Here is an 18,460-nt window from a genome sequence, read left to right on the forward strand (position 1 = left end):
CCGGTTTGAGATAGCGCAATTTTTGGTAAGACTGTAAAAAACAGTTAACCCTGCAACAGACGAATCAATAGTGAACCGTTATACATCGCATCCTTCACCAGCGCCGCACCGGCCATCGTCCCCTGATTGGTGAACTGAGTACTTTCCACCACGATGTGTTGGCTGTAGGCCGGCAAGGACTGCTGGCGAATGGAGTCGGCGATTGCCGGGAAGAGCACATCCGACGCCTGGCTCAGGGGCGAGCCAATCAGGATTTTCTGCGGGTTAAAGAGGTTAACCATAATGGCAATAATCCGCCCGACGTTAGTGCCGACGCCAGTGATGATATCTTTTGCCAGCAGATCGCCCTGCTGCGCGGCGGCGCAGAGCGACTCCACCGTCAGAGGCTGGCCGTGGAGCGCCGAGCTCATCGACTGGCCGAGCCGGAGCTGGGCCAGCTCCAGCACGCTGTCAACGCTGGCGATAGTCTCCAGACAGCCGTGGTTACCGCAATAACAGCGCTTGCCATAAGGATCGACCTGGGTGTGACCAATCTCCACCAGGCTGCTGCTGCCCGCATGCAGCAGGCGCCCATCGGTGATCACCCCGGCTCCCACGTTGTGGTCGATCACCACCTGAATCACGTCGCGCGCGCCGCGAGAGGCACCGAACAGTGCCTCGGCCATCGTCCAGGCGCTGATATCATGCTGAATATAGACCGGCACGCCGGTGTGATTTTTCAGCACCTCGCCCAGCGGCATCTCTTTGACGTCGTCGTAAAATGGCATCCGGTGGACAATCCCATTTTCCGTATCAATGATACCGGGCATGGTGATGGCAATGGCGGTGAGGCGCTCCAGCTTCTGCTGATGATGAATGAAGAACTGATCGATCAGGGCGGTGATCCGCACCTCCAGCGGCTCGGCAGCGTGCAGTTCAAGCGGCAGCCGGTCTTCCACTACCAGCTTGCTGCTGAGATCGCGCAGCGCAAGGTAAATTTCACCGCGGCTGATGCGCAATGAGAGGTAGTGCCAGGCTTCGGTTTCCACCACCAGCCCAACGGCCGGACGGCCACGACTGCCCGGCTCCTGAATTTCTGTTTCCTGTACCAGGTGAGCTTCGAGCATCTCACGCACAATCTTGGTGATACTGGCGGGTGCCAGTTGCGCAAGACGAGAAAGATCGATGCGCGAGACCGGCCCAAGCTGATCAATCAGGCGATATACTGCACCTGCATTGGTCTGCTTAATCTGATCAATATGCCCTGGCTGACTATCAGCAACCACCACGTACTCCCTTATTTTCGCGCTTCGAAATAAACTGTGGGCTATGGTGAAGCACTTCTACAGTAATCGTCAAATTTTTACTTAGCCTTGTGATTTACAGCACATTTTTACCCGCATTTTTTGCCGGTCAGCGCCCTGACGAGGCAGCGATCAGCAGATCTTTGAACCGCTGTGCCGCCGCGCTGAGTTCATGGTGTTTTGACCATACCAGCCACATCTCTGAAACCGCGTCCGGTTCGGCGAGCGCCACCCAGCGCATCTCATGGAGCTGAAGCCGCCTGAACGAGGCAGGCAGGATCGAGACCCCCAACCCCGCCGCCACCAGTCCGATAATGGTCATCGCCTCGCCCACCTCCTGGGTAATCATCGGGTTTACCCCATAGCGCCGCAGTAATCCCAGAATGTCGTCGTACAGACCGGTGCCAACGTGCGGGTCAAAAAAGACAAACGGCTCCTGCGCCAGCTCCGTCACCGAGATTTCAGCTCTTGCCGCCAGAGGGTGACCGCGGTGGACCATCGCCAGCAGCGGCTCCCGCAGCACCCGCTGCCAGGCCAGCGTCTCCGGCAGACGGGTATTGCGCATCAGGCCAAGATCGAGCGAGCCTTCGCTGAGGGGAACAATCTGCTCCCGGGTGTTGATCTCCCGGGTCTGGATATGCACATCCGGCGACAGGCGGCGAAACGACGAAAGGGTATGAGAGATGGCGCTAATAAAGGGCGCGGAAGAGGTAAACCCGATGCGTAGCTCGCCGGTTTCGCCATGGTGAAGGCGTTCTGCCCGGGCGGCCGCTTCCTCCACCATGCTCAGGATCTGGCGGCTGTCCGCCAGAAATTGTCGCCCTGCGGGGGTCAGCCCGACGCTGCGGTTGGTGCGCGCCAGCAGGCGAGCGCCTACCTGCTGCTCAAGAACCTGGATTTGCTGGCTGAGGGGCGGTTGGGAGATATTGAGCCGCGCCGCCGCGCGCCCAAAATGGAGCTCCTCCGCGACGGCGACAAAATAGCGCAGATGACGCAGTTCGATATTCATATTTTAAATGTATCATTTGAGATTATTAATATATTAGACAGAATATTTACAATTTCCTACCCTGATCCTTGTGGTCATACCCGTCACCAGAAATCACGGGGATGTTGAAGCAAGGAACTTACGTGAGTCGGACTACAACGGCTGATATCGCCCCGAACAATGATATCGATCTCCTCCCCAACAACGCGCAACCGGTTCGGTTTATCAAACGCGGCACCCCGCAGTTTATGCGCGTCACGCTGGCACTTTTCTCCGCGGGGCTAGCCACCTTTGCCCTGCTCTACTGCGTGCAGCCGATCCTGCCGGTGCTATCCCAGGAGTTTGGCGTCTCCCCGGCCAGCAGCAGTATTTCCCTCTCAATCTCGACCGGGATGCTGGCGGTCGGCCTGCTCTTTACCGGCCCGCTTTCGGACGCTATCGGACGTAAGCCGGTGATGGTCACCGCACTGCTGCTGGCGTCGGTCTGTACCTTGTTGTCGACGATGATGACCAGCTGGCACGGGATTTTAATCATGCGCGCGCTGATCGGGCTTTCGCTCAGCGGCGTGGCCGCGGTGGGTATGACCTACCTCAGCGAGGAGATCCACCCCAGCTTTGTCGCCTTCTCGATGGGGCTCTACATCAGCGGTAACTCCATCGGCGGCATGAGCGGGCGGTTGCTGAGCGGGGTCTTTACCGATTTCTTCAGCTGGCGGGTAGCGCTGGCGGCGATCGGCTGCTTTGCCCTGGCCTCCGCGCTGATGTTCTGGAAAATTCTGCCGGAGTCGCGCCATTTTCGCCCCACCGCGCTGCGGCCCAAAACGTTGCTGATTAACTTCCGCCTGCACTGGCGCGATCGGGGTCTGCCCCTGCTGTTTCTCACCGGTTTTCTGCTGATGGGCTCGTTTGTCACCCTCTTTAACTACATCGGCTACCGGCTGATGCTCTCGCCGTGGCATCTGAGCCAGGCGCTGGTGGGCCTGCTTTCGGTGGCCTACCTGACCGGCACATGGAGCTCACCGAAAGCCGGGGCGATGACCACCCGCTTCGGGCGTGGGCCGGTAATGATCGTTTCCACCGGCGTGATGCTGGCCGGGGTTCTGCTGACGTTGCTCGCTAACCTGTGGGTGATTTTCGCCGGGATGTTGCTCTTCTCCGCCGGTTTCTTCGCCGCTCACTCGGTCGCCAGTAGCTGGATCGGCCCGCGCGCCCGTCGCGCCAAGGGCCAGGCCTCGTCGCTGTATCTGTTCAGCTACTATCTGGGCTCCAGCATCGCCGGGACGCTCGGCGGCGTGTTCTGGCACCAGTATGGCTGGAACGGCGTGGGCGGGTTTATTGCGCTGATGTTGTGTGGGGCGCTGGTAGTGGGCAGGCGTCTTCATTGCCGTTTGAAATGAGATCACAATCTGGTTAATACCAGGAGCAAATCTAATCTTGCCGTTAGTGGCAACCCCGTCCTGGTGCGAAACAAGTTCGGGGTTTTTCGTTTTTAATCATTCTAAATTCTATATCAAGCATTAATAAACAATGGCTTAAAGCATGTTGTTCATTTACTCATCATTGCTTATAAGTTAGGCTCCCAATGGATTACCCATACACATGATAAGGAAAATCAATTATGGCAATACCGGCTTATCTTTGGCTAAAAGACGATGGCGGCGCTCTCATCAAAGGGTCTGTAGATGTAAGGCACCGTGAGCAATCTATAGAAATCACATCATTCAGCCATAATCTGTATATCCCGACCGATAGCAATACGGGAAAACTTACAGGGACACGCGTACACGGTGCCCTGATGTTCGAAAAGGAGTTTGATAGTTCATCCCCTTATCTCATGAAAGCTGTAGCCACCGGGCAAACTCTTCAGAGTGCCGAATTTAAATGGTATCGCATCAATGATGCAGGCCAGGAAGTTGAGTATTACAACATGTTCCTGGAAGGGTGAAGATTGTATCAGTCACACCAATGATGCATGACACAAAAACTGTGATAAATGCAGGTCACCTTGAGCAGGTACATTTACGCTACGCTAAAATCACGTGGACGTTCAAGGACGGAAATATTCAGTATTCCGACGCATGGGCAGAACGTGTAACCGGGTAACTATGCATGGATAGTGTTGAAGAACTTAACGGGACGTATTTCTATAAGGGATACTCCAACCTTTCTGCCGGAGAGTTGCTCTTTTGGATTTTCCTTGATGAAGCGGCTGAACAGTTCGGAACAAGCGATCTTTTAACAGTTGGGCTAATTTTGCCTGGTCAGCCTGAAATAGTGACAAGAGGCAAACCTGGAGGGACAACCCCAGGAACATCACTACTCAGTTCACAGTTACGTCATTGGCTAAATATTGAAACCAGACGCTTACCCACCCTGACTAACTCAAGTATCAGAAGAATGAAGTTTGCCTATGTTACTAATCTCGGGGCATTTGTAGGAAGATGGATTCCAGTCCTTGGGATTTTTGTTATTGCTGCCGATATCTCAGCCATCGCTTATAAGGCGACAATGAAATACAACACCATAGCCAGAGGAAACGACAAGTTATGGTGACAAATGAAGATGTGATTACTTGGTACTGTGAAAAGTTCAACAAGCCTGCCTTGTTCACCAGGAAGTCATGGCCCGTAACTCTTGATACCAGCCTCTCCACAGGTGATTACGTTTGGGCGAGTGAAACAGGGGCAGACATCATGAGGGAATATTTTCAACGTTTTGATGTGGACCCTGCAAACTTCGACTTTTACCGATACTGGCCTGAGGAGACATTTATCCTTTACTCTTTATTCACTAGTGGAAAGGACGACGATGAACCCGAACCGTTAACACTTCGTATGCTTTCTGAGTCTGCAAAGGCAGGCAGATGGTTATATGACTGACAAGCTAAAGGGCTATTTATTCTCCTTTGTCATATTCGCTCTGCGCTATTGCCTGGCCCCCTTCTTTGACGTGCATAAGTTGAATGCATGACAAGCGCATGAATCGCGTTACACTCCCCTGATTACTTCCTACTGAACGAGAACAACAACTATGCAGAAAAACGATTCTTATCAGCAACTCACCCGCACCTTCCAGCGTCTCTCCCGCTTCTCGCACCTCTCCGCCATCGCCAGTTGGGACATGTTCACCATGATGCCTCCCGGCGGCAGCGCCGCACGAGGTGAAGCCCTGGCGGAGCTGAGCGTCCTGCAACATCAAATCCTGACCGATAAAAACGTGGCCGACTGGCTGCGTAACGCCGAAAGCGAAGATCTTAACGACGTTGAACAGGCCAACCTGCGGGAGATGAAACGCCACTATCAGCAGGCTGCGCTGCTGCCGGAATCGCTGGTTGAAGCAAAATCGCTGGCGGGCAGCAAATGCGAGCATGCCTGGCGCACCCAGCGTCCGGCGAACGACTGGCAGGGTTTTGCCGTCAACCTGAAAGAGGTGGTGAAACTGAGCCGGGAAGAGGCCCGTCTGCGTGCCGAAGCCAAAGGCTGCACCCCTTACGACGCGCTGCTGGATATCTTCGAGCCGGATATGACCAGCGCCCGGCTGGATGAGCTGTTTGGCGATCTCAAAACCTGGCTGCCGGATCTGCTGGCGCAGGTGGTCGAGAAGCAGGCGCACCACGCCTTCGTGCCGCCGCAGGGTCCATTCCCCACCGCCATTCAGCGTGAGCTGGGGCTGGAGGCGATGAAGAGCCTTGGATTCGACTTTAATGCGGGCCGTCTGGACGTCAGCGCTCACCCATTCTGTGGCGGCGTGCCGGAAGATGTGCGCATCACCACCCGCTACAACGAAGACGAACTGTTAAGCGCCCTGTTTGGCGTGATCCACGAAACCGGCCATGCGCGCTATGAACAGAACCTGCCGCGCAACTGGCTCGGTCAGCCTATCGCCCTGGCGCGTTCTACCGCTATCCACGAATCCCAGAGCCTGTTCTTTGAAATGCAGCTCGGACGCAGCAAGGCATTCCTCAACCACCTGCTCCCGGCCGTCCATGAACGTTTCGGCACCCAGGCGGCCTTTACGCCTGAGAATTTTGTCGCCTGGAACCAGCGGGTGAAGCCTGGCTATATCCGCGTGGATGCCGATGAAGTGAGCTATCCGGCACACGTCGTGCTGCGCTATGAAATTGAGCGGGCGCTGATTAACGGTGAAATCGAGGTGGAGGACATTCCGGCGCTGTGGGATGAAAAAATGCAGGCCTGGCTGGGCTTATCAACAAAAGATAATTACCGCAACGGCTGTATGCAGGATATCCACTGGACCGACGGTGGCTTTGGCTACTTCCCGTCATACACTTTAGGCGCTATGTACGCCGCTCAGTTGTTCAGTGCGGCCAAAACCGCGCTACCGGGACTGGACGCATCCATCGCCGCCGGGGATTTCAGCGCCCTGTTCGACTGGCTGCGCCAGAACATCTGGCAGCACGGCAGCCGTTTCACCACCGCCCAGCTGATTGAGCAGGCGACCGGGGAAGATCTCAACGTCCGTTATTTCCGCGAACATCTTACCTCCCGCTATCTGTAACCTTCCTCGCCGGGTCATCGACCCGGCGTTGTACATACCGTTACACGCCGATACCAAACACTCACGGAAGCCCCGAAATTTCAGGGATATAGTTCTTTCAACGGCCCCGCAGTGGGGTTAAATGAAAAAACCAATTCGAGGGTAAGATGATGAAAAAAGTATTAGCTCTGGTTGTTGCCGCTGCTATGGGTCTCTCTTCTGCTGCATTCGCCGCTGACGCTGTTGCCAACACCGCGGCTCCGGCTGCCACCTCTACTGCGGCACCGGCTGCGAAAACCGTGCAGCATAAAAAACACAAAAAAGTCGCAGTACAGAAAGCGCAGGCGGCTAAAAAGCACCACAAAAAAGCCGTGAAAAAAGAAGAGGCCGCACCTGTAGCCCAGAAAGCGCAGGCAGCAAAAAAACACCATAAAAAAGCAGTGAAACACGAAGCTGCTGCTCAAACCGCAAAACCGGCTGCATAAGCCCGCTTAGCTTAACGTGTCCGCGACGGGCACGTTGGTCATCGGCGCTGTACCGGCAAGGTGGCAGCGCCGTTTTTTTATCCGGAGGGCGTTATGTTGCAGCGCTATCGGTTTGAGGTAATTCTTGTCACGCTTATTTTATGCGCACTTGTCGCGGGTGTGTTTTATATTTCCTGACTGTAGTACGCTGATTTTACTCCCACTTTCGCGCTGTCCCGTCTATAGTTAATTACCAGGGTTCATATTTAATAATCATAATTAATCCCTTTAGAGTGTGATATGCGTAAATCTGTTGCGATTGTGCTGGGAACATTTTTTCTCTTTTCTGGATTAAGTCATGCGGACGATGGCGACAACGAGGCCGCGAACGCCAAAGAGATTCAAACGCTCTTTTTTGGTCATGACGATCGCACGCGTGTCGCCGATCCCTCCCGCGCGCCGTGGGAGGCCATTGGCCAGCTGGAGACGGCCAGCGGAAACCTCTGTACCGCCACCCTCATCACCCCTCGACTGGCGCTGACCGCCGGACACTGTCTGCTGGTGCCGCCGAAAGGTAAACCGGATAGGGCCGTTGCCCTGCGCTTCATCTCGCAAAAGGGGAGCTGGCGTTATGAGATCCACGGCATTGAAGGCCGCGTCGATGCCTCATTAGGCAGACGGCTGAAAGCCGATGGCGATGGCTGGATTGTGCCGCCCTCTGCCGCCTCGTGGGATTTTGGTCTGGTAGTGTTGCGCAACCCGCCGTCGGGGATCACCCCGCTACCGCTGTTTGCCGGGGATAAAGCGGAGCTGACCGCCGCCCTGAAAGAGGCCGATCGCAAGGTGAGCCAGGCGGGATACCCGGAAGATCATCTGGATGTGCTGTACACCCATCAGGACTGTATCGTCACCGGCTGGGCGCAAAACAGCGTGCTGTCCCATCAGTGTGATACCCTGCCCGGCGACAGCGGTTCGCCGCTGATGCTGAATACCGCCGCAGGCTGGCAGCTTATTGGCGTTCAGAGCTCGGCCCCGGCGGCAAAAGATCGCTGGCGGGCCGATAACCGCGCCCTGTCGATCACCGGTTTTCGCGACAAGCTGGCAGAGCTGGCCCAGCAGTGACTTAACACTGGCGCTGCTGCCGTAGCGCCATAATCGCCTCTATCGGCATCGGCTGACTGTACCAGTAACCCTGCAGCTGATCGCAGCCCGCCAGACGCAGCAGCTTCATCTGTTTTTCGTTCTCCACCCCTTCTGCGACTACCGTCATCCCCAGCGCGGTGGCAATGCGCACCGTACCGCTCACCAGCGCCGAGGCCTGTTCGTCGTGATCCACCAGCCCGGCCAGGGATTTATCTATCTTGATGGTATTGAAGTTAAAGCGGCGCAAATAGCCGATACTGGAGTAGCCGGTACCGAAATCGTCCAGTGCCACCGCGATACCCTGCGCCTTGAGATTATTGATGGCTGAGCGTGCCCGCTCGGGATTTTCCAGCACGTAGGTTTCGGTTACTTCCAGCTGCAGGCGCGTAGGGGGAAAGTGGCTGAGGGCCAGCGCGCCTTCCACTTTGGCTTCAAATTCGGGATCACGAAACTGCGCCGGGGAGATGTTGACCGAGAGTTTTAAATCCGTGTATGGCTCCAGATCCTGACAGGCCCGGCTGAGGACAAACTGCCCCAGGCCGTAAATCAGACCGCTGGTTTCGGCGACGGTAATAAACTCATCCGGCGCCAGCGGCCCCTGGGGACGCCGCGGCCAGCGCACCAGCGCTTCCACGCCGACCATTTTCTGGCTGCGGGCATCGATGATCGGCTGATACCAGACGTCAAACTCATTGTGTTCCAGACCATGACGGATCTGCCCCTCAATGGCCAGCCGACGCTCGCGAACGTTGTTCAGCTCGGCATCATAGTACGTCACCCGCCCCTTGCCGGTAATTTTCGAGTGGTACATAGCAATATCGGCGCGACGGAACAGCTCGGTGCTGGTGCACTCCACCAGCGTGCCGCTGGCGATGCCGATACTGGCGCCAATGTGGATGGAACGCTCACCAACAATGATGGGCGAGTGGAGATAATAAAGCACAAAGCCGGCAAACGCCGAGGCCAGCGCTTCGGCGTTGTCGCCCCCGATGGTCATGGCAAACTCATCGCCGCCCATGCGGGCCAGCATGCCGTCTTTGGGCACATTGTCACGCAGCGCGCCCGCGATGATGACGATCAGCGCATCGCCCACCTCATGGCCGTAGATATCATTGACGTCCTTAAAGCCGTCGAGATCGATAAACACCACGCTTTTGCGATCGGTATCGCCGCGCTGGCTCACCCGCTCCAGCTCTTCAATCAGCGCCCGGCGATTGGGTAGATGACTCAGCCAGTCGGTGCGCGCCACCGACCGCGCCAGCGTCTCCCCCCGCGCCAGTTTATACAGCCCCACGCAGCTGAAGAGGATAAACAGCAAAATCAGCGTCGCGGTGAGCAAGACGATCTGCGTGATGTCGAGGGAGGCCGCTTTCGCCGCTGCGGCCCCCGGCAGGCGCGGCTGCCACGAGAGATAGCCCAGCACTTCGCCGGAGGAGCTTTTTAGCGGCACACTGACATCGCTCACCCGCTCTGGCGTAAAGGTCAGGTTGTCGATCTGAAACGTATTCCCGAGATCGCGCAGAATTTGCGGGTTGATATGGCGGGTAATCACCAGAAAACGACGGGTATTGTCCCCCACCCGCAGGCTGCCAATCGTCGGGCGTATCAGGCCAACGCCAACAAAAGCAATCCCCGCCCGGGTACGGGTGATCCCGGCGTAGATGTTTTTATCCGAGCGCAGGGCGTTGGTATGCATCAGGATCAGCGATTTCAAACCGTCGCCAAAGAAGTCGAGGTTTTTTTCGGCAAAAGGCTGGCCTTTGAACGATCCCCACAGCACCCGAAACCGTTCGTCGAGTACAAAGGTGCCGTCATAGAGGTTATTCACCTTGTAGCCTGCGCCCCAGGTGTTGTAGAGCCAGTCGATGTCGAGCGCCGGGCGATAGGCCTCCCGCACGGCATCGTCCCAGACCGCGTTATCAATCACCAGCGACCAGACCCGGTTCACCGATGTCTGAATGGCGCCCTCTACCGAGAGCGCGGTGCGCTGCTCGTCGATTTCGTTGGCTTTACTGCTGATAAGGTTGAGGGAGAGGTAGAGCAAGGCGACCACAGAGAAAATTAAGCCGACCCCTGCCATGAAGATCATGGCAAACAAGGTCCTGGCAGAAGGAATTTTATGCCAGCTTAAAGGGTTACGCATTCAGTCACCGTCCTTTTTTATGCCCTCCGTCTAAGCGTAATACAGGAGATAAATTTCGCTGCCCGTAATGACAGGCAGCGACGTTATCAGGCCAGTTTTATCATGATCATTCCGGCGAGGAGCAGCACCAGGCCAATCCACCCTTTTTGATTCAACCGCTGCCCAAACAGGATCCAGCCTGCGGCAAGCGTTGCCGCAATACCAAACCCGCCCCACAGGGCATAGGCGACCGACAGATCAATCCCCTTTACCGCCTGCGACAGGGCGCTGAAGGCGCCCAGTACCGCGGCAATCGACAGCAGGCCGTAGGTTTTGCGGCGAAAACCGTCTGAGAATTTCAGCAGAACGTTGGCAATAATTTCGAGCGCGGTAGCCAGGGCTAACCAGGCGGCATGGATCCACTCAAACTGCTGCATGGGTCACCTCCGCACGCGATTTTGCCGGTTTTCGGGTGCCGGATTTAATTAATATGATGCCTGCCACCAGCGTCGTCAGCCCGGCCATTTTCATCAGGGAAAGCGACTCATCAAACAGCAGCACGCTGAACAGCGTAATTAACAAAATACCAATACCTTCCCATAACGCGTAGGCCACGCCCAGTGCGATTTTTTTAACCGCAAAACTGAGGAAAATATAGGACAGCGCAATCATCGACAGCATTAAAATATAGCCGCTGTGACTGCCGGTGACGCTGGCCCATTTCATGGAGAGGGTGCCGGTTATTTCAGCAACGATAGCAAGACCTAAGAGGATCCAGTAAAACATGTTTTTCTCCTGCTTGAGAATATAATCCTTCGCGGCTCGCCAGTAACGGCAGCCGGATAAAAAAACGTAACAGATTAGCCGGACGCAATGCGCCAGCTCAGGCAGAGAGAGGGTCTACAGCGCGTTGCGCCAGTGTTGCTCGCCAGACGTAAGGCAAAAAGAGGAGAACAGAGCGGGAGTGATTTTTGATAAAACGGTGCTGAACAGATTGTCCATAAAATTACAATTATCTGCGGTGTTGCTTCTCGTCAGTGCAGATGAAAATTGTCTCCAGTAGTTAAACACAGCTGATTTCTACCATAAGCCAGGATTTTACTCAAAGCATTTTCATTTCTTTACCCTCATCGTTTGCGTTTGGTTAATTTATTAAGCGTGCTGCGCCGCTAGAATAAATATAAAGGACATTATCAGGAGCCAGCATGGCGAAACCCATTATTACCCTCAACGGATTAAAAATAGTCATTATGCTTGGCATGCTGGTGATTGTACTTACCGGGATCCGTTTCGCGGCAGATATTATCGTGCCCTTTATCCTGGCGCTGTTTATCGCCGTGGTGCTTCAGCCTGTTGTGCGAAGACTGGTGCGGCTTCGTCTGCCACGCGTGCTGGCTATCACCCTGCCGATTGTGCTTATCGTGGTGCTGATGGCTTTGCTGGTGGCTTATCTCGGCACCTCGCTGAATGAACTGGCCCGCACCCTGCCGCACTATCGCACCTCGCTGGCCGTTCCGCTGCTGCATCTTGAGCCCTGGCTGCAGCGGGCCGGAATTGAGGTGTCGATGGAAGAGCTGCTGAAATATATTGACCCCAATGCCGCCATGACGCTGGTGACCGCCCTGCTGGCCCAGCTCTCCAGCGCCATGACCTCCATTTTTCTTTTACTGCTGACCGTGGTCTTTATGCTGCTGGAGGTGCCGCAGCTGCCGGCGAAACTCCAGCCTCTGATGACCCGCCCGGTGGAAGGCATGGCTGCCATCCAGCGCGCCCTTGACAGCGTGTCGCACTATCTGGTGCTGAAGACCGCCATTAGTCTGGTGACCGGGCTGGTGGTGTGGGGGATGCTGGCGGTGCTGGAGGTACGGTTTGCCTTCGTCTGGGCGCTGCTGGCCTTTGCGCTGAACTATATCCCCAACATCGGTTCGGTGCTGGCCGCCGTTCCCCCGATTGCCCAGGTGCTGGTCTTCAGCGGCTTTTACGCTGCGCTGGTGCTGCTGGCAGGTTATCTGCTGGTGAACCTGATCTTCGGCAATATCCTCGAGCCCCGCGTGATGGGCCGCGGGCTGGGTCTCTCCACCCTGGTGGTCTTTTTGTCGCTGATCTTCTGGGGCTGGCTGTTGGGTCCGGTTGGCATGCTGCTGTCGGTGCCCCTGACCATTATTGCGAAGATTGCGCTGGAGCAGACCCAGGGCGGCAAAAGCATTGCCCTGCTGCTCAGCGATATGAGCCGGGAAACGTGACGGTTAGCCAATCTCCAGCAGCGGCTTGCGGGTTCGTCCCGCCTGGCGGTAATGGGCAAGCGCTGATTGCCAGTCGGTAAAGGGCAACAGCGTCGTGTCACTGTAGTGGCTGGCGGCAAGCCATGACCAGATATCGCAAAATGCCGCCTGCCACGCCTCAGGTGTGAGCGCATCCAGATAGTTGCGGATATGAAACCAGTGCACCGCCGGAAAGTGACGCTGTAATGCAAAGGGCTGACCGGAGAGCAAACCGTAGCAGACAAAGACGGCGCTTTTGTCCATCGCCCCCAGGATCGCCAGCGCCAGCTCGCCGCCGGTGGCGTCATAGACGATATCGCTGGCCGCAGCGAGGGCACGCACGCTGTCAATGTCTTGCTGGGCAACGGGGATAATCCCCATCGCCCGCAGCCGGTCGGCATGTACCGGCGAGCGGTGAATGCCGTAAACCTCGGTTGCGTCCTGCCGCAGCGCCCACTGCCCCAGCAAAATGGCGCAGTCCGAACCGGCGGCAGTCAACAGCACCCGTTTCCCCTTAGGGGGATAGAGGCTGAGCATCAGCCAGGCCGCCAGTGGATTGATGAACGCCCGCGCCGCCAGCGAGTCAGGAATGGTATCCGGAACCGGGATCGCAAGCGTCGCCGGGCAATCCACATACTCTTGCCAGGTGCCTTCCCCACGCAGGGGCAGAACCCGCGTGCCGATAAGCGCCGCCGCGCTGTCCGGCGCGGCAATCACTCGCCCTACGCCTTCGTATCCGGCGACGGCAGGCAGGGTAATGCGATGGCGGTAAGCGCCCGTAATGGGGATAAGATCCGAAGCGTTGATCGGCGCCATCAGCATCTGCACCCGAATATCTCCCGATTTCAGCGGCGCTTTTATCGCCGTTTCCCGCCGCAGAACAGACTCAGGCTCACCAAACTGGCGGTAGCATAATACGGTGTTTTCCATACTCTAACGGCTGCGCTTGGCGTGACGCTCAAAGTTTTCCTGCTTCGCCTCACCTGATTTACGCAGCGCGACGTAACAGGCGCCACTGCCGCCGTGGTGCGGCTGGGCGACGCAAAAGGCCTGCACCGCCTCAAACTCGGTCAACCAGCGCGCCAGATAGCTGCGCACGATGTTGGCGTGAGAATTGTCGTCGCGCCCTTTACCATGAATGATAATCAGGTTACGCAGGCCGTCACGCTCCGCCTGACGAATAAAGGTATACAGCTGCTGGCGGCACTGCTCAACGGGCTGACGCAGCAAAGTAAGGCTCGCCTGACGCGGATATTTGCCCGAGCGCAGCTTGTCGATAACCCCCTGTTGTACCCCTTCACGCTGGAAAGCCAACTGCTCCGCAAGGGGGATGACATCCAGAAAGCCGGTGGTCAGAAAGTTATCGAGCTGGGTGATATCCACGGGCTGGCGGGTACGCGAGGCGCGCGTTGGCTGCCAGTGGACCTCGGTACAGCGCTTGAGGGGCTGGACATCCTCCATCGCATCAAGAAAAAGCGATTTATCTTCTGGGTTCATGGCATCCTCCTGCTTAGCTGACAGGCTACTATACCTGCCCCCTCACCCTGGCTCAATGCGGCGTTACCCTGTCTGCACGGCCAAAAAACAACCAGTAAGAAAATAATAATAAATACAGTTATTTTAATTAATAATTAAAGCGCACTTAAGTTTATTTTTATTAATGATAAACTTTATGACTTAGGTAAAACTTTTAAAAACCAGGCGCTTTCTTATCTGTATTATTGTCAAAAAAATGATATATACAAAGGTATCTGCACTATGGAAACAATAAGCAGAGTCGCATGTGGAGCAATGCTGTGTGTACTGTGGGGTCTGTTGGATGTCGACAGGCTCCATTTTTTTAAGGTGAATGTGGTTAAGAAATAACCTGCCGGGCATGGCGCCTGAATTGTGTGATTAATGAATCGGTCAACGGCGTCTGTCGGGAATCTCTTCTTTGAATCAGGTAATAGGTGGCTTTTGGTAAAGGTTCTTTTACCGGGATCATGACCAGACGCTGTGCCAGCAGCGGGTCGCAACCCAGTTCCTGCGGCAAAATGCTGAGAAAATCACTGTGGGCCACCAGGCTAATACTTGATGAAAACGTTTCGCATACCACGCCAATATGCGGGATTTGTTGGCGATGAGAAAACATCTCTTCCAGCTGCTTATAATAACTGCCGCGCGGCGTTGGCATTGTCCAGCTGTATTTCAGTAACTCATTAATTGATTTAGCGCCAGTCGCCGGATGACCTTCACGACAAAATATCGCAAACGGTTTCTCAAACAATTTTTCAAACGTGAACTCATGATCATAAGGGCCCTGATAATAGGTATTTATGGTGAAATCGAGTTCGCCCTGGCGTAATTCATTAATCATCGACACTAATTGCCCTTCCATAATCCGCACCTTCACCTGCGGATGCTGCTGATGGAAGCGTTTGATAACCGCGGGCATTAACAAACGAGCAATACTGGCGCCCATGCCGATATTAATTTGCCCCGCCTGCTGGCCTTGTCGCTGACGAATATCATCCTGGGCGCTGCGTAACTCTTCGAGGATCAGGCTGGCATGCTGATAAAAACTCTCTCCGCACTCGGTGAGAGTCACCCCTTTACTGCGGCGGATGAACAGCTGCGCCGCGATGCCCTCCTCCAGCTCTTTAATCGATTTGGTCAGCGCCGGTTGCGACAGGTTCAGTACCCGGCTGGCTCCCCGAATGCTTCCCTGTTTTGCAACTTCCACGAACGCCCGCAGCTGGTGAAATTTTACCTGAAATGTCATGTCGGCACCGATAACCGTTGTTTATCAGAGAAAAGAAACTGTCATCTACTGTAATGGAATTGATTGTGCGAGGGTAAGCCACGAACGGTTAAATCTGTGAAAAAACGGTTAGTGATAAGTAAAAACTATCACAGTGTGAAGCAGTTCACATATTCTTATGATAGAGGAAACGAAATGCAGAGACTGGCGCAGGACCTGAAGGCCCTCTTCCCCCAACTCACCGCGTGGCGACGCGATTTTCACCATTTTGCTGAATCCGGATGGGTCGAGTTCCGTACCGCGGCAAAGGTCGCAGAGATACTGGATCAGCTAGGCTATGACCTGGCGATGGGCCGGGATGTGGTCGATGCCGACACCCGGATGGGCCTGCCAGACGACGCCACCCTGGCAGAGGCCTTTGCCCGCGCGCGTCAGCAAGGCGCGCCTGAAAAATGGCTTAGCGCCTTTGAAGGCGGTTTTACCGGTATTGTCGCCACGCTGCAAACGGGCCGCCCCGGGCCGACGCTGGCGTTTCGCGTGGACATGGACGCGCTGGAGCTTGATGAAGCCCGCGACAACGACCATCTTCCCTTCCGGGAAGGTTTTGCCTCCTGTAACGGCGGCATGATGCACGCCTGCGCCCACGATGGGCATACCACCATTGGTCTTGGACTGGCGCATCTGCTGATGCAGTACCGCGAGCAGCTCAACGGCACCATCAAACTGATCTTCCAGCCTGCCGAAGAGGGTACCCGCGGCGCACGGGCGATGGTGGCGGCTGGCGCGCTCGACGGCGTGGACTATTTCACCGCCATCCACATTGGCACCGGCGTGCCTGCGGGCACCGTCATCTGCGGCAGCGATAATTTTATGGCCACCACTAAATTCGACGTGCGCTTTACCGGCGTGGCGGCGCATGCGGGTGGCAAGCCTGAAGAGGGACGCAACGCCCTGCTGGCCGCTGCCCAGGCGGCGATCGGCCTGCACAGCATCGCCCCGCACAGCGAAGGTGCGTCGCGGGTTAACGTCGGCGTGATGCAGGCGGGCAGCGGCCGTAACGTCGTGCCCGCCAGCGCCCTGCTGAAAGTGGAGACCCGCGGCGAGAGCGAAGCGATTAACAACTACGTCTTTGCGCGCGCCAAAGCGGTGATTGACGGTGCGGCGGCGATGCATGGCGTCAGCAGCGAGTTGCGCCTGATGGGTGCAGCCACCTCCAGTACGCCGTCCCCGGCGTGGGTCAACTACTTACGCGAACAGGCGCAACAGGTGGCAGGCGTTGAGCAGTCCATCGATAAGGTGAAAGCCCCTGCCGGCTCGGAAGATGCCACCCTGATGATGGCCCGGGTCCAGCAAAACGGCGGGCTTGCCTCCTATATGGTATTTGGCACTACCCTCAGCGCCGGACACCACAACGAAAAATTCGACTTCGATGAGACGGTGATGTTGATTGCCATCGAAACCCTGGCGCGTACCGCGCTTAATTTCCCGTGGACGCGAGGTGTGTAATGTCGTCAATTTACCGTTTTGTTGAGGATGCCATCGACACCCGCGCGCAGCAGTTTACCGCCATTGCCGATGCGATCTGGGATCACCCGGAGACCCGCTTCGAAGAGTTCTGGTCTGCCGAACGGCTTGCCAGCGCCCTGGAAGAGACGGGCTTTACCCTGTCCCGGGAGGCCGGTGGCATACCGAACGCCTTTATTGCCAGCTACGGCGAGGGGAAACCGGTTATCGCCGTTCTGGGGGAGTATGACGCCCTGGCAGGATTAAGCCAGCAGGCGCACTGCGCCACCCCGCAAAGCGATACCCCGGGAGCCAACGGCCACGGCTGCGGGCATAACCTGCTCGGCACCGCCGGGCTGGCAGCCGCGGTGGCGGTAAAAAGCTGGCTGGAGCAGCAGGGTGGCAGCGGTACTGTGCGCTTTTACGGCTGCCCCGGCGAAGAAGGCGGATCGGGCAAAACCTTTATGGTGCGCGAGGGGTTGTTCGACGATGTGGATGCCGCCGTTACCTGGCACCCCGAAGCGTTCGCCGGGATGTTTAACGTCAGCACCCTGGCCAACATCCAGGTAGCATGGCGTTTTCACGGCACCGCGGCCCATGCGGCGAACTCCCCGCATCTTGGCCGTAGCGCGCTGGATGCCGTCACCCTGATGACCACCGGCACCAATTTTCTCAATGAACATATTATTGAAAAAGCCCGGGTCCATTACGCCATCACCGATACCGGCGGCATCTCACCGAATGTGGTGCAGGCTCAGGCGGAAGTCCTCTATCTGATCCGCGCCCCGGAGATGGCTGACGCGCAGCAGATCTATGAGCGTATCGAAAAGATTGCCCAGGGTGCGGCGCTGATGACCGAAACCACCGTGGAGCGACGCTTTGAAAAGGCCTGTTCCAGCTACCTGCCTAACCGCACCCTGGAGGCCGCCATGTACCGCGCCGTTCAGCATTACGGTACGCCAGAGTGGAGCGACGAGGAGCGCGGCTTCGCGGCGGAGATCCGCGCCACGCTGAGCGACAACGATCTGCAGAACAGCCTGAAAAATATCGCTGCCACCGGGGGTGAAGAGGGTAAGCAGTTTGCCCGCCGCCATCAGCAGACCCTGCTGATTGACGAGGTGGCCCCTTATGCCATCACCGATAACGTACTGGCGGGCTCTACTGACGTGGGTGATGTGAGCTGGAAAATGCCGGTTGCCCAGTGCTTCACCCCCTGCTTTACCGTGGGCACGCCGCTCCATACCTGGCAGCTGGTTGCCCAGGGCCGCACCTCCATCGCCCATAAAGGCATGCTCCAGGCGGGCAAAGTGATGGGCGCAACAGCCCTGGCGCTTCTTCAGGATCCGGCGCTGCTGGCCACCTGCCGCGAGGAGTTTACTCAACAAATCACTGAAAAACCGTACGTTTGCCCGATTCCAGAAAACGTGACACCGTCACCTTTAAAATAATAAAACAC

General features: G+C 56.4%; 18 protein-coding genes and 1 pseudogene. 10 read left to right on the forward strand and 9 right to left on the reverse strand.

The features are described 5' to 3' along the window. Window positions 1–44 precede the first annotated feature (44 nt). Together mlc and ACOKCT_RS10990 are read right to left on the reverse strand one after the other, a co-directional pair. Entirely contained in the window at window positions 45–1,265 is a 1,221-nt protein-coding gene (gene mlc, locus ACOKCT_RS10985) for a sugar metabolism global transcriptional regulator Mlc (RefSeq protein WP_103179436.1), read from the reverse strand. A 127-nt stretch (window positions 1,266–1,392) separates the two neighbouring features. Then, the gene (locus tag ACOKCT_RS10990) at window positions 1,393–2,292 is read right to left on the reverse strand and encodes a LysR family transcriptional regulator (RefSeq protein WP_103179435.1); all 900 of its coding nucleotides are present in this window, start codon (window positions 2,290–2,292) and stop codon (window positions 1,393–1,395) included. Window positions 2,293–2,414: 122 nt separating this feature from the next. On the opposite strand from ACOKCT_RS10990, the gene ACOKCT_RS10995 reads away from it, so the two are divergent. From ACOKCT_RS10995 to ACOKCT_RS11025, 7 genes and pseudogenes are all read left to right on the forward strand, one after another. Next, window positions 2,415–3,668, forward strand: a complete 1,254-nt coding sequence (locus ACOKCT_RS10995; protein ID WP_159338996.1) for an MFS transporter — start codon at window positions 2,415–2,417, stop codon at window positions 3,666–3,668. Window positions 3,669–3,889: 221 nt separating this feature from the next. Continuing rightward, window positions 3,890–4,374: pseudogene (locus ACOKCT_RS11000) on the forward strand (Hcp family type VI secretion system effector). A gap of 6 nt (window positions 4,375–4,380) precedes the next feature. Further along, the gene (locus ACOKCT_RS11005; RefSeq protein WP_159338998.1) at window positions 4,381–4,824 is read left to right on the forward strand and encodes an STM2901 family protein; all 444 of its coding nucleotides are present in this window, start codon (window positions 4,381–4,383) and stop codon (window positions 4,822–4,824) included. Then, window positions 4,818–5,150 carry a DUF1493 family protein gene (locus ACOKCT_RS11010; RefSeq protein ID WP_103179431.1) on the forward strand — a complete coding sequence of 111 codons (333 nt, stop codon included), beginning with the start codon at window positions 4,818–4,820 and terminating at the stop codon, window positions 5,148–5,150. The genes ACOKCT_RS11005 and ACOKCT_RS11010 overlap by 7 nt, the downstream gene beginning before the upstream one ends. A gap of 151 nt (window positions 5,151–5,301) precedes the next feature. Further along, window positions 5,302–6,789: a carboxypeptidase M32 gene (locus ACOKCT_RS11015; RefSeq protein ID WP_159339000.1), complete on the forward strand. Its 1,488-nt coding sequence runs from the start codon at window positions 5,302–5,304 to the stop codon at window positions 6,787–6,789. A gap of 149 nt (window positions 6,790–6,938) precedes the next feature. Next, entirely contained in the window at window positions 6,939–7,253 is a 315-nt protein-coding gene (gene asr / locus ACOKCT_RS11020) for an acid resistance repetitive basic protein Asr (protein WP_420193516.1), read from the forward strand. A 279-nt stretch (window positions 7,254–7,532) separates the two neighbouring features. After that, window positions 7,533–8,354 (forward strand): trypsin-like serine peptidase, encoded by an 822-nt coding sequence (locus ACOKCT_RS11025; RefSeq protein ID WP_103179428.1) that lies wholly within the window; start codon window positions 7,533–7,535, stop codon window positions 8,352–8,354. A gap of 1 nt (window position 8,355) precedes the next feature. On the opposite strand, the gene ACOKCT_RS11030 is transcribed toward ACOKCT_RS11025, so the two are convergent. The 4 genes from ACOKCT_RS11030 to ACOKCT_RS11045 form a co-directional block, all read right to left on the reverse strand. Further along, the gene (locus tag ACOKCT_RS11030) at window positions 8,356–10,518 is read right to left on the reverse strand and encodes a bifunctional diguanylate cyclase/phosphodiesterase (protein ID WP_420193482.1); all 2,163 of its coding nucleotides are present in this window, start codon (window positions 10,516–10,518) and stop codon (window positions 8,356–8,358) included. Between the two features lie 86 nt (window positions 10,519–10,604). After that, window positions 10,605–10,934: a multidrug/spermidine efflux SMR transporter subunit MdtI gene (gene mdtI, locus ACOKCT_RS11035; protein ID WP_420193483.1), complete on the reverse strand. Its 330-nt coding sequence runs from the start codon at window positions 10,932–10,934 to the stop codon at window positions 10,605–10,607. Next, window positions 10,921–11,283, reverse strand: a complete 363-nt coding sequence (mdtJ, locus tag ACOKCT_RS11040; RefSeq protein ID WP_156654412.1) for a multidrug/spermidine efflux SMR transporter subunit MdtJ — start codon at window positions 11,281–11,283, stop codon at window positions 10,921–10,923. The genes mdtI and mdtJ overlap by 14 nt, the downstream gene beginning before the upstream one ends. 114 nt (window positions 11,284–11,397) lie before the next feature. Continuing rightward, entirely contained in the window at window positions 11,398–11,568 is a 171-nt protein-coding gene (locus tag ACOKCT_RS11045) for a hypothetical protein (protein WP_419196031.1), read from the reverse strand. 134 nt (window positions 11,569–11,702) lie between these two features. Here ACOKCT_RS11045 and ACOKCT_RS11050 point away from each other — a divergent pair, with 134 nt between their 5' ends. Then, window positions 11,703–12,740 carry an AI-2E family transporter gene (locus ACOKCT_RS11050; RefSeq protein WP_103179424.1) on the forward strand — a complete coding sequence of 346 codons (1,038 nt, stop codon included), beginning with the start codon at window positions 11,703–11,705 and terminating at the stop codon, window positions 12,738–12,740. A gap of 3 nt (window positions 12,741–12,743) precedes the next feature. Here the strand turns inward: ACOKCT_RS11050 and ACOKCT_RS11055 are convergent, their stop codons facing one another. From ACOKCT_RS11055 to ACOKCT_RS11065, 3 genes are all read right to left on the reverse strand, one after another. Continuing rightward, window positions 12,744–13,688 (reverse strand): zinc-dependent alcohol dehydrogenase family protein, encoded by a 945-nt coding sequence (locus ACOKCT_RS11055; protein WP_420193484.1) that lies wholly within the window; start codon window positions 13,686–13,688, stop codon window positions 12,744–12,746. Between the two features lie 3 nt (window positions 13,689–13,691). Beyond that, window positions 13,692–14,255, reverse strand: coding sequence for a DNA endonuclease SmrA (gene smrA / locus ACOKCT_RS11060; RefSeq protein ID WP_103179422.1), 564 nt, complete (start codon window positions 14,253–14,255; stop codon window positions 13,692–13,694). Between the two features lie 358 nt (window positions 14,256–14,613). Beyond that, window positions 14,614–15,522 carry a LysR family transcriptional regulator gene (locus tag ACOKCT_RS11065; protein ID WP_103179421.1) on the reverse strand — a complete coding sequence of 303 codons (909 nt, stop codon included), beginning with the start codon at window positions 15,520–15,522 and terminating at the stop codon, window positions 14,614–14,616. A 174-nt stretch (window positions 15,523–15,696) separates the two neighbouring features. Here ACOKCT_RS11065 and ACOKCT_RS11070 point away from each other — a divergent pair, with 174 nt between their 5' ends. After that, on the forward strand, window positions 15,697–17,007 hold the full coding sequence (locus tag ACOKCT_RS11070; RefSeq protein ID WP_420193485.1) for a M20 family metallo-hydrolase: 1,311 nt from the start codon (window positions 15,697–15,699) through the stop codon (window positions 17,005–17,007). Next, on the forward strand, window positions 17,007–18,452 hold the full coding sequence (locus ACOKCT_RS11075; RefSeq protein WP_420193486.1) for a M20 family metallopeptidase: 1,446 nt from the start codon (window positions 17,007–17,009) through the stop codon (window positions 18,450–18,452). Before ACOKCT_RS11070 ends, ACOKCT_RS11075 begins: the two co-directional genes overlap by 1 nt. The last annotated feature ends 8 nt before the right edge of the window (window positions 18,453–18,460 follow it).

Origin of the sequence: Leclercia sp. M-A074-M (assembly GCF_965195605.1) — a bacterium.
Lineage (GTDB): Bacteria > Pseudomonadota > Gammaproteobacteria > Enterobacterales > Enterobacteriaceae > Enterobacter.

Bases quoted from the DNA above. Each gene is read 5' to 3' on its own strand.
- ACOKCT_RS10990 (WP_103179435.1), bottom strand. From the start codon at position 2,292: ATGAATATCGAACTGCGTCATCTGCGCTATTTTGTCGCCGTCGCGGAG.
- ACOKCT_RS11005 (WP_159338998.1), top strand. From the start codon at position 4,381: ATGGATAGTGTTGAAGAACTTAACGGGACGTATTTCTATAAGGGATAC.
- ACOKCT_RS11010 (WP_103179431.1), top strand. From the start codon at position 4,818: ATGGTGACAAATGAAGATGTGATTACTTGGTACTGTGAAAAGTTCAAC.
- ACOKCT_RS11015 (WP_159339000.1), top strand. From the start codon at position 5,302: ATGCAGAAAAACGATTCTTATCAGCAACTCACCCGCACCTTCCAGCGT.
- asr (WP_420193516.1), top strand. From the start codon at position 6,939: ATGAAAAAAGTATTAGCTCTGGTTGTTGCCGCTGCTATGGGTCTCTCT.
- ACOKCT_RS11025 (WP_103179428.1), top strand. From the start codon at position 7,533: ATGCGTAAATCTGTTGCGATTGTGCTGGGAACATTTTTTCTCTTTTCT.
- ACOKCT_RS11030 (WP_420193482.1), bottom strand. From the start codon at position 10,518: ATGCGTAACCCTTTAAGCTGGCATAAAATTCCTTCTGCCAGGACCTTG.
- mdtI (WP_420193483.1), bottom strand. From the start codon at position 10,934: ATGCAGCAGTTTGAGTGGATCCATGCCGCCTGGTTAGCCCTGGCTACC.
- mdtJ (WP_156654412.1), bottom strand. From the start codon at position 11,283: ATGTTTTACTGGATCCTCTTAGGTCTTGCTATCGTTGCTGAAATAACC.
- ACOKCT_RS11050 (WP_103179424.1), top strand. From the start codon at position 11,703: ATGGCGAAACCCATTATTACCCTCAACGGATTAAAAATAGTCATTATG.
- ACOKCT_RS11055 (WP_420193484.1), bottom strand. From the start codon at position 13,688: ATGGAAAACACCGTATTATGCTACCGCCAGTTTGGTGAGCCTGAGTCT.
- smrA (WP_103179422.1), bottom strand. From the start codon at position 14,255: ATGAACCCAGAAGATAAATCGCTTTTTCTTGATGCGATGGAGGATGTC.
- ACOKCT_RS11065 (WP_103179421.1), bottom strand. From the start codon at position 15,522: ATGACATTTCAGGTAAAATTTCACCAGCTGCGGGCGTTCGTGGAAGTT.
- ACOKCT_RS11070 (WP_420193485.1), top strand. From the start codon at position 15,697: ATGCAGAGACTGGCGCAGGACCTGAAGGCCCTCTTCCCCCAACTCACC.
- ACOKCT_RS11075 (WP_420193486.1), top strand. From the start codon at position 17,007: ATGTCGTCAATTTACCGTTTTGTTGAGGATGCCATCGACACCCGCGCG.